Annotated in this window: 17 protein-coding genes and 2 pseudogenes; 1 reads left to right on the top strand and 18 read right to left on the bottom strand. The window is 42.8% G+C overall.

Annotation, left to right across the window (positions count from 1 at the left end; genetic code table 11):
* A pseudogene (locus tag R7Z41_RS19565) lies at window positions 1–1,895 on the top strand (Tn3-like element ISShfr9 family transposase); the annotation flags it as partial.
* Between the two features lie 84 nt (window positions 1,896–1,979).
* On the opposite strand, the gene R7Z41_RS19560 reads toward R7Z41_RS19565, so the two are convergent.
* The 18 genes and pseudogenes from R7Z41_RS19560 to R7Z41_RS24685 all read right to left on the bottom strand — a co-directional run.
* Entirely contained in the window at window positions 1,980–2,444 is a 465-nt protein-coding gene (locus tag R7Z41_RS19560) for a hypothetical protein (protein WP_318136398.1), read from the bottom strand.
* Window positions 2,441–4,402 carry a hypothetical protein gene (locus R7Z41_RS19555; RefSeq protein ID WP_014386694.1) on the bottom strand — a complete coding sequence of 654 codons (1,962 nt, stop codon included), beginning with the start codon at window positions 4,400–4,402 and terminating at the stop codon, window positions 2,441–2,443. The genes R7Z41_RS19560 and R7Z41_RS19555 overlap by 4 nt, the downstream gene beginning before the upstream one ends.
* A 61-nt stretch (window positions 4,403–4,463) precedes the next feature.
* Window positions 4,464–4,697, bottom strand: a complete 234-nt coding sequence (locus tag R7Z41_RS19550) for a hypothetical protein (protein ID WP_014386693.1) — start codon at window positions 4,695–4,697, stop codon at window positions 4,464–4,466.
* A gap of 59 nt (window positions 4,698–4,756) precedes the next feature.
* The gene (locus R7Z41_RS19545; protein ID WP_046224213.1) at window positions 4,757–5,233 is read right to left on the bottom strand and encodes a hypothetical protein; all 477 of its coding nucleotides are present in this window, start codon (window positions 5,231–5,233) and stop codon (window positions 4,757–4,759) included.
* A gap of 214 nt (window positions 5,234–5,447) precedes the next feature.
* Window positions 5,448–5,651, bottom strand: coding sequence for a hypothetical protein (locus R7Z41_RS19540; protein ID WP_014386690.1), 204 nt, complete (start codon window positions 5,649–5,651; stop codon window positions 5,448–5,450).
* Window positions 5,652–5,664: 13 nt separating this feature from the next.
* Window positions 5,665–5,958 carry a hypothetical protein gene (locus tag R7Z41_RS19535; RefSeq protein ID WP_032073016.1) on the bottom strand — a complete coding sequence of 98 codons (294 nt, stop codon included), beginning with the start codon at window positions 5,956–5,958 and terminating at the stop codon, window positions 5,665–5,667.
* Window positions 5,959–5,976: 18 nt separating this feature from the next.
* On the bottom strand, window positions 5,977–6,729 hold the full coding sequence (locus R7Z41_RS19530) for a hypothetical protein (RefSeq protein WP_046224215.1): 753 nt from the start codon (window positions 6,727–6,729) through the stop codon (window positions 5,977–5,979).
* A gap of 342 nt (window positions 6,730–7,071) precedes the next feature.
* Window positions 7,072–7,317 carry a hypothetical protein gene (locus R7Z41_RS19525; RefSeq protein ID WP_014386686.1) on the bottom strand — a complete coding sequence of 82 codons (246 nt, stop codon included), beginning with the start codon at window positions 7,315–7,317 and terminating at the stop codon, window positions 7,072–7,074.
* On the bottom strand, window positions 7,314–7,745 hold the full coding sequence (locus R7Z41_RS19520; protein ID WP_046224216.1) for a hypothetical protein: 432 nt from the start codon (window positions 7,743–7,745) through the stop codon (window positions 7,314–7,316). Before R7Z41_RS19520 ends, R7Z41_RS19525 begins: the two co-directional genes overlap by 4 nt.
* Before the next feature lie 304 nt (window positions 7,746–8,049).
* Complete coding sequence (locus R7Z41_RS19515; protein ID WP_014386683.1) at window positions 8,050–8,352, bottom strand: hypothetical protein; 303 nt, start codon at window positions 8,350–8,352, stop codon at window positions 8,050–8,052.
* A 17-nt stretch (window positions 8,353–8,369) separates the two neighbouring features.
* Entirely contained in the window at window positions 8,370–8,645 is a 276-nt protein-coding gene (locus R7Z41_RS19510; protein ID WP_014386682.1) for a hypothetical protein, read from the bottom strand.
* Between the two features lie 140 nt (window positions 8,646–8,785).
* Window positions 8,786–9,058: a helix-turn-helix domain-containing protein gene (locus tag R7Z41_RS19505; protein WP_014386681.1), complete on the bottom strand. Its 273-nt coding sequence runs from the start codon at window positions 9,056–9,058 to the stop codon at window positions 8,786–8,788.
* A 12-nt stretch (window positions 9,059–9,070) separates the two neighbouring features.
* Window positions 9,071–10,261 carry a ParB/RepB/Spo0J family partition protein gene (locus tag R7Z41_RS19500; RefSeq protein ID WP_014386680.1) on the bottom strand — a complete coding sequence of 397 codons (1,191 nt, stop codon included), beginning with the start codon at window positions 10,259–10,261 and terminating at the stop codon, window positions 9,071–9,073.
* A 1-nt stretch (window position 10,262) separates the two neighbouring features.
* Window positions 10,263–11,045, bottom strand: a complete 783-nt coding sequence (locus R7Z41_RS19495; protein ID WP_041154764.1) for a ParA family protein — start codon at window positions 11,043–11,045, stop codon at window positions 10,263–10,265.
* A 569-nt stretch (window positions 11,046–11,614) separates the two neighbouring features.
* The gene (locus R7Z41_RS19490) at window positions 11,615–12,196 is read right to left on the bottom strand and encodes a hypothetical protein (RefSeq protein ID WP_101905921.1); all 582 of its coding nucleotides are present in this window, start codon (window positions 12,194–12,196) and stop codon (window positions 11,615–11,617) included.
* A 145-nt stretch (window positions 12,197–12,341) separates the two neighbouring features.
* Window positions 12,342–12,869, bottom strand: a complete 528-nt coding sequence (locus R7Z41_RS19485; RefSeq protein ID WP_000557529.1) for a hypothetical protein — start codon at window positions 12,867–12,869, stop codon at window positions 12,342–12,344.
* 234 nt (window positions 12,870–13,103) lie between these two features.
* Window positions 13,104–13,829: a hypothetical protein gene (locus R7Z41_RS19475; RefSeq protein WP_159066178.1), complete on the bottom strand. Its 726-nt coding sequence runs from the start codon at window positions 13,827–13,829 to the stop codon at window positions 13,104–13,106.
* A gap of 134 nt (window positions 13,830–13,963) precedes the next feature.
* Window positions 13,964–14,107 (bottom strand): annotated as a pseudogene (locus tag R7Z41_RS24685) (DfrA family trimethoprim-resistant dihydrofolate reductase); the annotation flags it as partial.

The following is a 14,107-nucleotide window of genomic DNA, read 5'->3' as shown; positions in this document are numbered from 1 at the left end:
TGAATGACAGGGATATCCAGACCCTCTGCCTTTACCTGAAAAAACAGAAACGGACCGTGGAAGAGTACCAGTGGCAACATTACGATGAACAATGCAATCTCCTGGAGCAACTGTTAAGGCAGGTGTTCTTGTGCCTTGAATGTGAGGCCGGTAAAGGCTCAGAAGCCGTCGTCGCCCAACTTCAACAGATGCAGACGGAAATCGCATTCGGTGGACCACTGAAGACGATGGATACGTCGCTCATCCCGAAAAAGCACCTCCCATGGTTGGTTAAACAGGATAACGTTAACCCGCAACGTTACGAATGGCTGCTCTACCGGCAGTTAACCTCACGACTGAATGGACGCATTTATTTGCCAAATGTTACCAAATACCGCGCACTGGAAGACGACCTGATCCCCCAGACATCGCAGGATACCTTGCTGGCCTCATCAACACTGGACAGACTAAAACAGCCCGCAGAGTTATTGTTACAGGAGAAACAACACCGGCTGGAAAGTGCACTCAAAGACGTTGCTCTCCATATTGATGAGGGAGACAATCGAAATGTGATCATGAAAAATCGTACCGGTACCCGCTGGCGTCTGCCGACCAAAAGCGCTACATCTCTGGTCAACAATCCCTTTTTTAAGCGAATGCAACCGGTCGGTATCGCGGATGTACTGCGGTATGTAGAGCGCGAAACCGGGTTCATGAAATGTCTGACTCATGTACTTCCGATACAAAAACAAGGGTTCACTCATCAGGATGATTTACTGGCCATTCTGATTGCCAACGCCACTCACCGTGGTGTGTATGGCATGGCGCAGATCTCCGATCGAAGCTATGAACACCTGAGTACGGTGCAGGCCAACTATATCCGGCCTGAAACGCTGCATGACGCCAGCGACGTGATCAATAATGCGGTTGCAGCGCTACCCATCTTCCGCCACTACCATATTCAGGAGGACCAGCTGCACGCCAGTGCGGATGGTCAGAAATTCGAAACCCATCTGGAAACCTTTAAAACCCGGTACTCCTCTAAGTATTTCGGCACCAACAAAGGGATCACGGCCATGACACTGGTGGCCAACCACAGCGCCCTCAATGCTCGGATCATCGGTTCCAACGAGCACGAATCACACTATATTTATGACCTGTTACAATCCAACAGCAGTGAAATCAAACCTGACGTACTCTCGACAGATACACACGGTGTCAATCATGTTAACTTCGCCTTACTGGATCTATGCGGTTACAGTTTTGCACCGCGATACGCGCAGTTCAGTAGTGTCATCAATGATCTGTTTGCCGTAACTGAAAATGAACACGGCGGCACCAACCTTGCCCTGAAAAAGCCCATCAGGACGAATGTCATCGAAACGGGATGGCAGGATATTAGGCGCATTGTTCTGTCACTTCAGACAAAGCGAACGACACAGGCAATGCTGGTAAGAAAGTTGTCTGGTTATCCTTCGGGGCACCCGACATTACAGGCGCTGACGGAGTATAATCGACTGGTCAAAGCGCAATATTTACTGGATTACATAGACAATGCCAGTTTGCGGCAGTACGTTCAGCGTGCCCTTAACCGGGGAGAAGCGTGGCACTTCCTGAGACGGGCTATTGCGTCGGTGAATGGCGATCAGTTCCGAGGCAAAAACGAGAGTGAAATCGCTATCTGGAATGAATGTGCAAGATTGCTTGCCAACGCGATCATCTACTTCAACTCCGCGATACTGAGTCATCTGCTGGGACACTTTGAAGCGAGAGGAGATGAAGAGAAAGCGGGTATCACTCGTGCTGTTTCGCCCGTTGCGTGGCAAAATATCAACTTAAGCGGAACGTATAACTTCACTAATACTGGGAAATTGCCCAATATTGGCGAAATAACAAGGCCGATAGTGGATGATTAGGCTCCAAGCTGAAAGTAAACCACCTCCGCAGCCATTTATTGGTGTGGTCTACAGAGGATTATGTCTTTTTAGAGGGGAAAATCCCTAGAACCCCAAATTCAACCTTGGGAAAATACCTCCAGATTTTAAGTCTTCCCAATACAGTTCATCAAATACAGCGAATTCACCAGAATGAAACGCCGCAATAGCGGTAAGCCTCTGTAACCCATCTAAGATAAGGGAATCATCCAGCTCTCCCCCCCTGCCTTTCACATCATAAAGCTGTACTTTCGTTTCACATCCACACAAGAGGTTTTCAACGAAACATTGCTGCATGTTTTTCGTCCACTTCTGATTGGAACGCTGAAACTCAGGGGTTAACTTTTCAAGTATCTCATAAGGAGATAAAGCTATCTCCTCTGTTAGCTCTTGCACCAAGCTATTGTAGGCAAGCAAACCACCAACGGGTTTGAATAAGTCTTTAAAGCTAACGTTTACGGAATAATTCGGAGAACGATAAAACGCACTTTGTGTCACTATTTCCTTCAACCGTTCAAGACCTGATTTCATCGTGCGGTCTCCTTCTTTAGTTCTGAAAGTTTGATTTGATAAGCATCATAGAAAAAACACGCCCAGAGATAATTCGCATAGATACGCTTCGCAAAGTTTTTCCCTGGCCTGTCCTTTACGATCTCTTTTGGAAGTGATATTGCGAGACTGTTGTACTCAACCATATCGGAAAGACGACGCTTTACTTCATCGAGGAAAGGTCCAAGCTCAGTAGAGAATGATTTTCTGGAAAGGTCCCACATATATGTCTTAGAAAAATCAAAGTTTTTCAGGTTACGTTTCTGCCACTCAATCACTAATTCATGAAGTTCGGCTTCATATTCCCTTTCACCGGATACCGCTTCGTCTAAATGGTTGGGGCACTGGATTGCTCCAAACCAGACCCCATCTTTTTTGCGCATGGTTTTATTCGGAACATGGCCGCAATGACGGCATCTTGCCATAAACACTTGATCAGGTTTGGGGGTTTGCAAAGAACTCATGTTAACTAAGGGGTAGAATTTCTTTGAGGATACATAGAGCTGATCCCGGAGTTGTTCAAATCGCTCAATTGAATCATGAGAAATATGGCTGTACTTATCTTTCAATTTATCAACGGGTGTAATTCCGATACCACTTTTCGACAGTTGACGACGAACAAAGCCTTCTTCTAGGTTATGCTCAATTTTTGCCACCAGCACCAATAGTTGAAGTTTACGCAACGTCGCGTTGTTGCTTCGGGGCATAAAGCACTGCCATTGCCCCATCTGGACAGCAGTTCCAAACTGATCGTCGTAGACGTCACAGACATCAACGTCATGCCACAGATTTAATCGTTCTTCGCACTTACCCATCGAGTTCAGTGCCTTCCGTCCCATTTGTAATAGAAGCGCTTGGTAGATAGAGTCAATTGCAGAATTCAGCATCTTTTCACTGATTTCGAACACAGGAAATTCTAGTTCTATATTCTCATCCGATTGCAACATACGCTGCTTTTGCATGTAGCCCATAAACATAAATGAAGCTGTCGCTAAAAGACTTGCAGCCTGAATGATCCCATTATGACTGGCTAGATTAACGATTGTTTTGGATGGGTTTAAAGGAAGTCCATCCCAGTACGCTGGTATGGCAAAATCGAGGAACGATGATTTAAGCTTTGTCTCAATAGAAAATGGAGCACAAATCGCACCCTTTACATTACGGTTTGGCTTAATCTTGCGTAACTTCTCACGCATAGCTTTGTAGCTACATTTTACTTCTGGCATTAGTTTTAATGCAGCATGGTTATCAACATGTAGGATATCGTATACCGGGTCCAATAGTTCATGGAGAACTTCGGAAGACTGGTATGGCTCCAATTGATCAGATACATTAACAGCGAAATGGTGGCTAAGGTCGATATCCTTCTCACCACTGTCACTATAAGCCTCTACCTGGACATGATCAGAGATTGTATTAGGAACAGGCATCACTCCTTCATATTCGGCCACACACTCGTTCCAAAGCTTCGCATCAAACTTAATGCCATCACTTAGGATTGATATTTTTTGTTCTTTCTCTTTCTGGGCCGAGATGAACAGAATCTCATTGCGCTTTTGGTTATACAGCTTAGCTATTGCATTGTGCTCTCTACACCATTTGCTGTATTCGCGCTTCAAAAAGGAATGCGCTTCGGCTAGGTTTTTGAACTTTGACCAATATGCCTCTATGTGTGTGGGCTTCCGATCTGTCTTTGTTCGGATGGTGCAACGTGAACGTTTCTGCTTATCCTGATCAATAATCTTGATAGCATTGGGCTCAAAATAACCAACATTCCAATTAGCGGGTAAGACCCCCTGTTTATACATATCCAGGCGAAAGGATAACGCTGAATTAAGCGCGTTATCACTAGATACTCCGGCATTGAAAGACTTTGTTTTTTTACCAATACGTACTTGATATCCAGTAGGCAACTGGAAAACATTTAGGAACTTTTTCATAAAATAACGCTTTATTAAGGTGCCGACGAACACTGTCAGGCACTGGTTTATCAAATTAAACTTATTGCACGGTTCGAGTGGTAGACATCCGTTCATGAAATGCTGCGAGTTGCCAGCCTTCAATCCATGCTGCTTTCGACTCGTGATCATTGTGCGGGTTTTCTGCGTATGGCGTTCCACTTTGATAAGCAAAAGCGCCTTGCTGGAGAACTCGGTGGTAGTCAGCTTCACTCATCGAACTATACACCCTTAGTTCTTTACCCCACACCTCATCACTGTTTGGGTTATATGCCATAACATTGACCTCTCAGCCAGATTACAGAATCATATATTAACCCTGTAAAAAAGTTTTGTCTATCGCTTATACAACGGTCTGTGATCGACTGGCCTCCAATTTTTTCTGGCAGATTTGACTTCGCCTCGAAGAGCCATAAGCTTTTTAAAAAGTGTCTTATCATAGTCCAGCTTCAATACTCGCCCACAACCATAGGCTATGACACCCTGTGCTTGAGGTAGCCAGAATCGCTGAATTAACCCGGTATAAAGTGTGAGCTGGTACTTTTCACGGATTGTTATTCGCCCATTGAACGCTCTGCTTTTAAATTCTCCTGCAATGTATCTAAAACGCAATGGATCAAAAAATACTGCATCAGGGGCTCCGCAGACTCCTCGGCGTTTAATAAACCAAGGCTTTTTCCAACCGCCTATATCAGCCCCCAGCACGATACAGTACCAAGGCATATGGAACTGCCTCTTTATGGACAGCCCTCTGAGAATAACCATCAATAGGCCGATTGACGCCACCAGCAAAAACACTAGTTCCCCAGTCATAACAAATCCCAGTTAATAGCAACCAATATGGCTACAACAATAATCACTAACCACGGTAAAAGACTGTTACCACTTCCTGCTTGGGCGTGAGCCTTTAATCCAGCGTTTGCAGCCTCGGAGTTGTATGCTTGTCCTCTGTGCTGGCAAAATTTAGATGGATCAGCGGCATAGGCGCTTAAATGACTTACGGATACCCAGTTTGAACGCTTTCTTCTCACCCAGCAATTCCTTGTAGTTCTTCAATTGCCTGTTCAGCTGCGTTGATGACAGATAGTGCGTTTTGGGTGTACTCATTGCTAATTTCGCCATCGAGCCCTTCACACCACAAGCCAAATTCCTCCTGGGCAACTTCATCGCTTATACCCGCAGCTCTGAACACCATTAACCAATCTTCAATATATTGATCTACGTGAGCCATACTCGGTTCCTTATTATTGTTTCTTCAATTTAATCGCTTGCATTAGTGTGGTTAGGGCAACCCAAAGCATCGTAACAATGCATACAAACCAAATGATTCCAACAAATATGAGCCATGCTGACTCACTACTTTCTGGTCCATTTGGCATCGTTATTCCTCCCAACGCGGCAGCAGCGATCATAGCTATAAGGCTTAACGCCCAGCGCTTTGAAAAATCTTTAGCGAGTGACTCCCATTCCTCATTTGGGGCTTTAAACCAACAAACCAAACCAATGACTAATGGGCCTATAAAGAAAAAATCCAGCATTACTCCCCCCCCCCTATTTTAGAAACGTACTACCGTTACATCACCGAGCAATACGTCATCAATTCTATCCGGATATAGCTCTCTGGTTTTTTCAACAATTTCAAACGCAGATGAAGTAGGAAAACTCGCTGTCAACTCCAGCTCTGTCAAACTTACCGCCACTCGCTTGCGTCTAATGCTTTGTGAAGGGATGTTTTCTTGGATCAGACTTTTACTATGAACAGCACTCTGGTAATCATCCCAATCAACCACGCTGTAAGACAAACCGCGTTCTATTGGTCTTGTCCAACCAGGTAACACTGATTCCCAAGCGAGTTCTCTTTGTCTCCATTCTGAATCAGTCACATCGTTAGGTTTATCTGTCGAGTTTTGGTAATGATAATCTTGAAATCCAACGTCGATTAAGGATTGGCGATACCCAATATCGTTTTCAACGTAGTACAAACCTAATGTATGTTGTCCCCAGGGAATTAAGCAGACATTAAAAGTGAAGTCCCAATCCGTACTACGAATACCGTCCACCAAAACTTTATGCTTTTCCTCGATAAACATAGTTCTCAGATCTGACAGAGTTTGGCAGCTTCTATCCTTTTGGAGCATGGTTACGTTTGCCGAGATATCTGCATCAAATGCAAGCTTTCTAGCTCCCAGTTTTGCGATGGCTTTTTTGGCCGTATCAACGCAACCAGAGCGCAAGGAGCATAATTTGGTTAGTGCCTGCTCTAACGTTGTATTGCGCAGAATTAACCCATTGTATATCTTAGTGCTCACTTCGAGTTCCCTCACTTCGATCCGGATTTCTCACATTAACCAGTTCAGCTAAGGCAACTCCCGAGGATGCACACCCCCACATAAACATAAGGTCGATAAAGGCAGGATTATCCCCCAGATGAAAAAGGCCACCGGACAAAACCATGAAAAGCCCTATTCCAGAGATCGTTACGATTCGTTCTAACGGGCGAGAATCTTGATTGAGAGGCTGGTGGATGAGAAACCATCGAAGAGCAAAACCAATACTCATACCACCAACAATGAACCCAGGCCATTTCAATTTTGCACTGACTAATGCCAACGAACCCAAGAACGCTATCAAAAAATACAGTCTACGTCGATTCACTGGCCTTCCCCATCACTGCTTGTTTTTTCCCACAAGTGGGCCTTATCAATAACGCTCAAAACAGCACAAATTAATGCGAATCCATTTGCGATAATTAAGAGCTTTTCTGGTAAGTAAAAATTGGTAATCAACTGAATAAAGTTCAGGGCAGCCATAGCTATAAACACGTAAATAAAAAAGCGCTTTACTTTGGAATGCAATTTATAGCCATCTAATGCCACCATTTCGTTTTGTTCCGTCACGACATTTCTCCTGTAGTAAGTGAAAGCTTCTTATCATCGCTAAAGAACATCCATTCTCCGTTAAATCGTTCGGCCAACTCTTTCGCAGTGATATCTCCAGGCATGAACATACAACCAGAAACAGAACCGCTATTCTTTGACAAGTATCGGTTTAAAGCAGACATACCTGCCGAAAGTAATGTGTCGTAGTGGCTATCGTCGTACTGTGAGATCTCCAGAGCTAACTTAACAACGGACTCATTGTGACTAGAATTCAACAAGGCTACGGTTTTTTTCTTGTTTCCCAACAAGTCGCGTACTTTCTCAACTGTTGGTTCATAACCTAAAACCAATTCAATAGATTCAACTATCCGAGCTGTAAACTCTAAGAACGCGGGATCAGACTCTTTTGAAAGTTGTTTTGTAATAACTCTCAGTGCATTGCTCATAGCCAACTCCTGTAATTTTTAGTGTTTTATCAGTATTTCATTTGGTTGGACTTCTAAAGAACCAAGATCGCACTCAAACTGTAATGAGATTCCCTGATCGTGTGCGATGGCTATCATGTACCTAGCCATACAAGAGTGCCTCTTGTGTCCCAAGCTCTACCGTTGCCGCAGCCATCTGCTCACAGAATGCCCGGTTCTTTTGCTCATTCATTATCGGAGCCTCGCTACTTTTTTAGATACAAGGGCAATCATGCCCCTACCTACGCTATATACCAATGGGAGTAATTGCCCTTTTCTGTACAAACTAGCGGGTATTTTCAGGATTGATCAAAGCCAATCGCGCAGACAGACTTGAACTCATTTTTTGAATAGTGTTGTTCAATGTAACAATCAGATTTGAACTCGTAACGTTTATTAGCGACTTGCTAACCCCATAAAATTCTGGATATTTTTCAGGGTTTAGGTTTTCTAAATGAGCAACCAGTCGCATTGCTTCACCTTTGCTCATACAGCTCAGGTTTATCACATGGGCTTTTGCTATAACGTGTAGCAACTTATCTTCAAAGTCCCGGTAAAATTTGCTTTCTTGCTTCAATTCTGAATCCATTATCAGTACATCTCCTATTACTCATTGACCTTGATTGCGAACACGCTAACGGGAGCATCACCAAAATGAGGGTGAGTAATAACCATCTCCTCAAAACCTTTCCACGGTCGAACTAAAATCTTCTCGGTATCCCCAGATTTTGGATAGCCAAGCTTGATATGCACCTCATCATACTCGCGACCCTCCAGACGTTTCCGCCAGTAATCCGTTTGAAGACGATATTCATACTTCTTTTCCCCGGTTTGCATTTGTCTGAAATACAGAGCTTTCACAGGGAGATGAAGAACTTTCATTTGAGACCTCCAAAAAACTAAAGGAGCTACCTCCTCAATATTACAGCATCACTTTATAATGCTTATAAAATTTTAAAAGTCTACAGGCATAAAAAAGCCCCGGCGCAATGCCAGGGCTAATTTGAGGTTGGATATTACAATCAGAGCTTTCCGTGCCGCAAGATGAACTTCTCACGGTCCAAAATACCCCAGTCCGTTATCATATAGTAGCCTGTAGCTCCTCGCTCTCCCCTCGATTCACGGATGAATATAATTTTCATATCAAACTCATCACGAAGCATCGCCAGTTGGCGTTTAATAGTGGACTCAGGAATCTTGGTCTCTGAATGGAGATCGTGCAAGCTGGGCTTATCTAACTTAGACAGCGCATTTACCAGTTCAAACTTGCGACTCATATCCTGAGATAACTTCATTCCATACTTACCTTACTCAACGCTTACGAGCTCGATGTCAGTCACCGCTACTTTTATTGGCTTTACTTCCTTTTTCTCACCAACAAGAGTCTTAACCCAAACCACATTTGGTTCAGTAGCAATACGATCTGTCATCAGTACACCACGCTTATTTTCACTCTCACCGATAATATTCACGGTGATGACTAACTTACGTGGGTCAGCCCCTTTCCAGTCTTTACCTTTTGCAAGAGGAGGTTCAATGCCTTCTTCTTCGGCATCATCGGTTGCATCATCACTTTCATCAACCTGCTTATCACCCGGCGCGTTTGTATCGCCTTGAGATGAAGCATCATCAGAAGTAAATTCCTCTCCCGTAGCTTGATGAACAACATTATCGCCCGTTGTATCATCAGAACTTTCCACATCACTTTGTGTAAAGTTGCCACCCTTCTCTTCACCCAATTCTGAGTCAGAATTCGAATTATTATCCTGCTCAGAGTTATTGGTTACTGCACCATCTTCATTTGAAGTTGGTTCATCACCATTCTTGATACGTTTTGCATCATTCAACAACTCACGACTTTGCTTACGTGTCATGCCATCACTCATAGCAACGGCACAGACAGCCCGGCATCGCTCTTCATTCAGTTCGAATAGCAAACGTAAGTTATTGAGTGTTTCCGTATCAGCTGTAATGTCATTATCGTATAATTCTCGAACGCAGTCAGGCATTTTTAATAATGAAAGGTGCGTTGAAACAAAAATTGTGTTCTTACCGATACGTTTTGCAACGTCTTTTTGCTGCCACCCATTATCAATGAATACTTGTAAAGCATTAGCAATTTCAAGTGCAGCCAAATCATCGCGCTGAATATTCTCTATCAATTCTCCCGCTGTTTCGTCCAAGTCCGTTTGTTCTTTTTCGTTAACAACGATGTCAATTGTTGGAATATCTTTGGCTTTACATGCTCTCCAGCGACGTTCGCCTTTTTGAATGACATATTTGCCGTCTTCATTTTTCGGGTAGACCACAATCGCGGATTGCTGGCCTTCTTCCAAAATTGAATCACCCAGTTCCTCGATATTACGGAACCGTTTACGAACCTGTTCTTTTGAAATAACTTCATCAACAGGAACCGTCAGAATTACCTTACCATCTGGCTGCTTTTTTTGGGCGGCTTGAGCTAACTGGTTGAGGTTTTTTAGGTTATTTAGTTTCATCTTAACCTACCTTCTCTACAATCTCGTCCAGCACCGCTCGCACTTCTTTTGCTGCTACATGACCATAGCGAAGAGACCATACTGGAACTCCATCTGTAGTTGCAGAATCAAGCGGTGGACGGTGTTGAATAATGTTACTAAAGATCAACTCTGGGATAGCTTTTTTCAGCTCAGTAAACGATTTGTTGTGGTTCACTGAACGATCCATATCATTGATGACAATGCCCAGGATTTCTAAGTTTTGATTGTGCTGTTGCTGAACACCGATAATGGTCGTCAGCAAGCCCTCTACACCATCAACCGCAAAGCCAGATAGTTTTACAGGACATACAACATGCGTCGCAATCATCAGTGCAGCAACCAGCTTACGGCCAAGACTCGGTGGGCAATCAATCAACACGTAATCATAGTCTTTGATTAGTTCTTTTAAGTGTCGAGCTGGGTTCATTGCTTGTTCCAATGGCACTGCCTCCATCTCAAACAAATCCGGATCGTTTTTGGGCGTGTAAATCAAATCAACACCACATGGACACTCCGTTACTTGAATGCTTGAGCAGTTATCAAGGAACAATTCAGCTACTTTAGTACCGCTATATACTGGCTCGTAGCTGCCATCTTCCAACTCCACACGAGGAGCCAAACGTGAAGATGTATTACCCTGACCATCGAAATCCAGTACCAGGACTTTTTTCTTTTTTTCTGCCAAATCGAAGGCTTGCTGGATACAGATAGTACTTTTACCCACGCCTCCCTTCTGATTGGCATAGGCGATAGCTTTTGCCATGTTTACCTCGCTCTCCGATTGCAAATGAGATTCCTAGTGACGAAACATCGCCACTTTCACATGTGAAAGATTCTAACACTCACTTTATGATACTGCAATGTCATATCGTGGTACTAACATAACAATTACAGATAAAAAAACGGCCTCAAAGGGCCGCGAGAAAAATCATCAATGTTTAGGTGAACTGTATCGACAGAACAATGTGCATCCTGTCTCAATCCAATATTACCTTGCGCTTGTTTTTTTCGGTTAGCAAGTCTTCTTTAGTTTCTTGGTTCTGGATTGGATTATTGTCAGCCAAATCCTCAATAGCTACTGGGCTCTCTGAAATTACTGGGCGTCTAGACCTGACGTAATACTCCCTTGCTAGTTCAATATCAGCGACAGGATGCAAAAGTTAAAGTTTGATCATTTTTAAGGTGCATTGTTACCAGAAGCACTGTGGAAATGACAAAGTTTGTTCAATCTCTAGCAAACTTTTGGACATAAACGCGTTAGATTAATGACTCTAACGCGCTTATCTGAGATTAGATAAAGTATCTTGAAACCTTAAACACTTGTTATGCTTCTTAGCCATCAGTGCTACTTGGCATGATTTTTTGCCAAATTTTCATATCAAAACCAATATCAGCCACATTACACGCAACTTTCGCCATTTCTAGTAATTTGTATTCACCAAAGATAAATTGGTCTTTATCTCTGATTAGCTTATATAGATAAAAGACTAATTGAACCTCTTCGATTAACATTTTTTTTGTTAACCTTGAGAATTCCTCCGTGTTCTGCGAGTTTACTTTGTTATAACTTTCTCTCTCTTTTGCACTAACAAGCAAGTCCTCTGAAAACTTGCTTGTATGAATAATCAGCTTTCTAATCTCTTGGTTTAGGACCTTTTCAGTGCCTGCTAACTCGACCATAAGAGCATTAATCAAAGACATATCAATAACAGGCACTCCTACTATATATTTATCTTTGACAGGATTAATAAAATCATCGTATTTATGCGACAAGTCAACTTTGTATTTATCTAGTAATATTTCAAGCTCAAAGTAGAAAGCTCTTTCCTGCAAATTAGCTTTCTTAGTCGCAAGCCTGATAGTCATGTAATGGCCTAATAAAACACCAACTAAACCTACAAATAAATTCTCCATTCGTACTCCGATTTACAAACTGAAGCATAACGCCCGCTTAAGGGGCAGCCAACGCCACTACTAACTTACCGCATAACACCGTAATCAACCAAAACCAACGCATAGTAAAAATGCCACGCGTTGGCTGTCCCTCTTGAAGCGTTTGTTAGCTGCAAGTCACAGTGTGTTCCTTAAGCCCCAATTTCCAAAGATTATCGATATTGTTAAGGTATGTGGATACTTGCTTTCTTGGAGCATTGATAATGACTTCACTAGATACACAGACTGAATCAGTTTCACGATCATAGTAACCAACTTCTACGCACCAAGGATCATTGGAATCCTTTGCTATATCGATTAACCTAGAACGAAAATAAGCGCACGAACCACTAGAATAATAAAATTCTTTTTCAACGATGGCAGTTACACCACCTTTACGTTCCCCGATAAACACAACGGGAGATAACAACTTAGAAAGATATAACTTCTCAATTATATTGATAATTCTTGTGTCATGATCTTCATCCCAAATAACAGCGAAATCATGAATTTGGAAGTGATTAAGATCGTCTAATAATGAGTTACAACTTTCTGTAGAGCGTAATATTGAATAGTGAGTTCCGCGACCAAGGTTTCCGATAGGAGCAGTTTCGTCGTAGATCGTTGTAAATAGTGTAGAGTAAGATGTATGCATATTAACCTCAATTTCACTTGATGTTGCAGTTTCACCTGCGTAATGGGCGATTACCTTTCGAGTAACCACAAGTCACTAATAATCCTATACATAAGCGCCAATTCTGGCAAGTGCAGCTAACGCCGCGTTAAGGGGTGAGTGCCGCCTAAACCAGCTTTCCGCAGACCACTTTCACCACCAAAATCACCGCATACCAAAAATGCCACGCGGCACGAATCCCTCTTTAACGCTTTGTTATGTTTTATTTTCAAGATTATGCTGAACCTTCAAGTATACATCCAGACACTCTTCAACCAAATTCTGCTTACCATGCTGAGCAATCAAAAGATAGATTATGTGGATCAGTATCGTTGCGCCGATATGTCTCTGAAGCTCTGACTGAATATTTTCGACACTAGGCAAATTAGTCGCGGATGCATATAACAATAAATTCCTTTTGTTAGCAGTATCTTTAATGTATTGAAATATTGACGTAATTCCTCGCTCAGATGCAACCGCACGCACTTCGTGCAGGTAATCTTTAGCATTGCCTGAAGCGTCCACATTAACCTGGCTAAGTGGTGGCTCTGGTTGGAAACTAAAGTCGCCGATCTGTAACTGAGTCTTAAGTATATCTCGACCATTACAGCTTTCTACAACTAGCTGATATGGAATTTCACTTACTTTCAATGCAACGCCTAGGAGAGTTAAAAATGGGTAAAGGCCACCCTTATGCTTATGATCATGCATCCTTAGTTCATTAGAACGAAGATATCCTTTACTTTTAATAGCAATAAATAAAGCTGTTGCAGCCTCCTCTTCAGCAGTGATAGCTAAAAACGCTGCCACTTCAGGCATTGTTCTCGCTAGTTCAAAAGCCCGTTCGACATAACGAATGCTAGATTTAGCTGCAAAACCCGAATGTCCCTTCGTACGAGATGACATTTCAAACACTTTCTTCTGAAAATCACTTAACCCCATGAAATCCTCATAAAACATAACGCCTTGTTAAGGGGTGAGTAACGCAATACCGATGCCGCCGCATACCACCTTAAACACTAAAACTAACGCATAGTAAAAATGCCACGCGTTGCGAATCCCTCTTGAACAATTTGTTAGCCCTTTGTCCAAATTTGGTACGTGTAATCAATATTTGAACTGAAACTTTGCTCAAATGTTTGCTTGAAACTCTGTGGAACTGAAGGGAAAAACACGTCGCCAGAGATGTGCTTATGAATCACTGAAAGATGGATAACATC

It is taken from the genome of Vibrio sp. 1457 (assembly GCF_033340195.1).
GTDB lineage: Bacteria > Pseudomonadota > Gammaproteobacteria > Enterobacterales > Vibrionaceae > Vibrio > Vibrio alginolyticus.
This window is presented reverse-complemented; position numbering and strand designations above follow the sequence as displayed.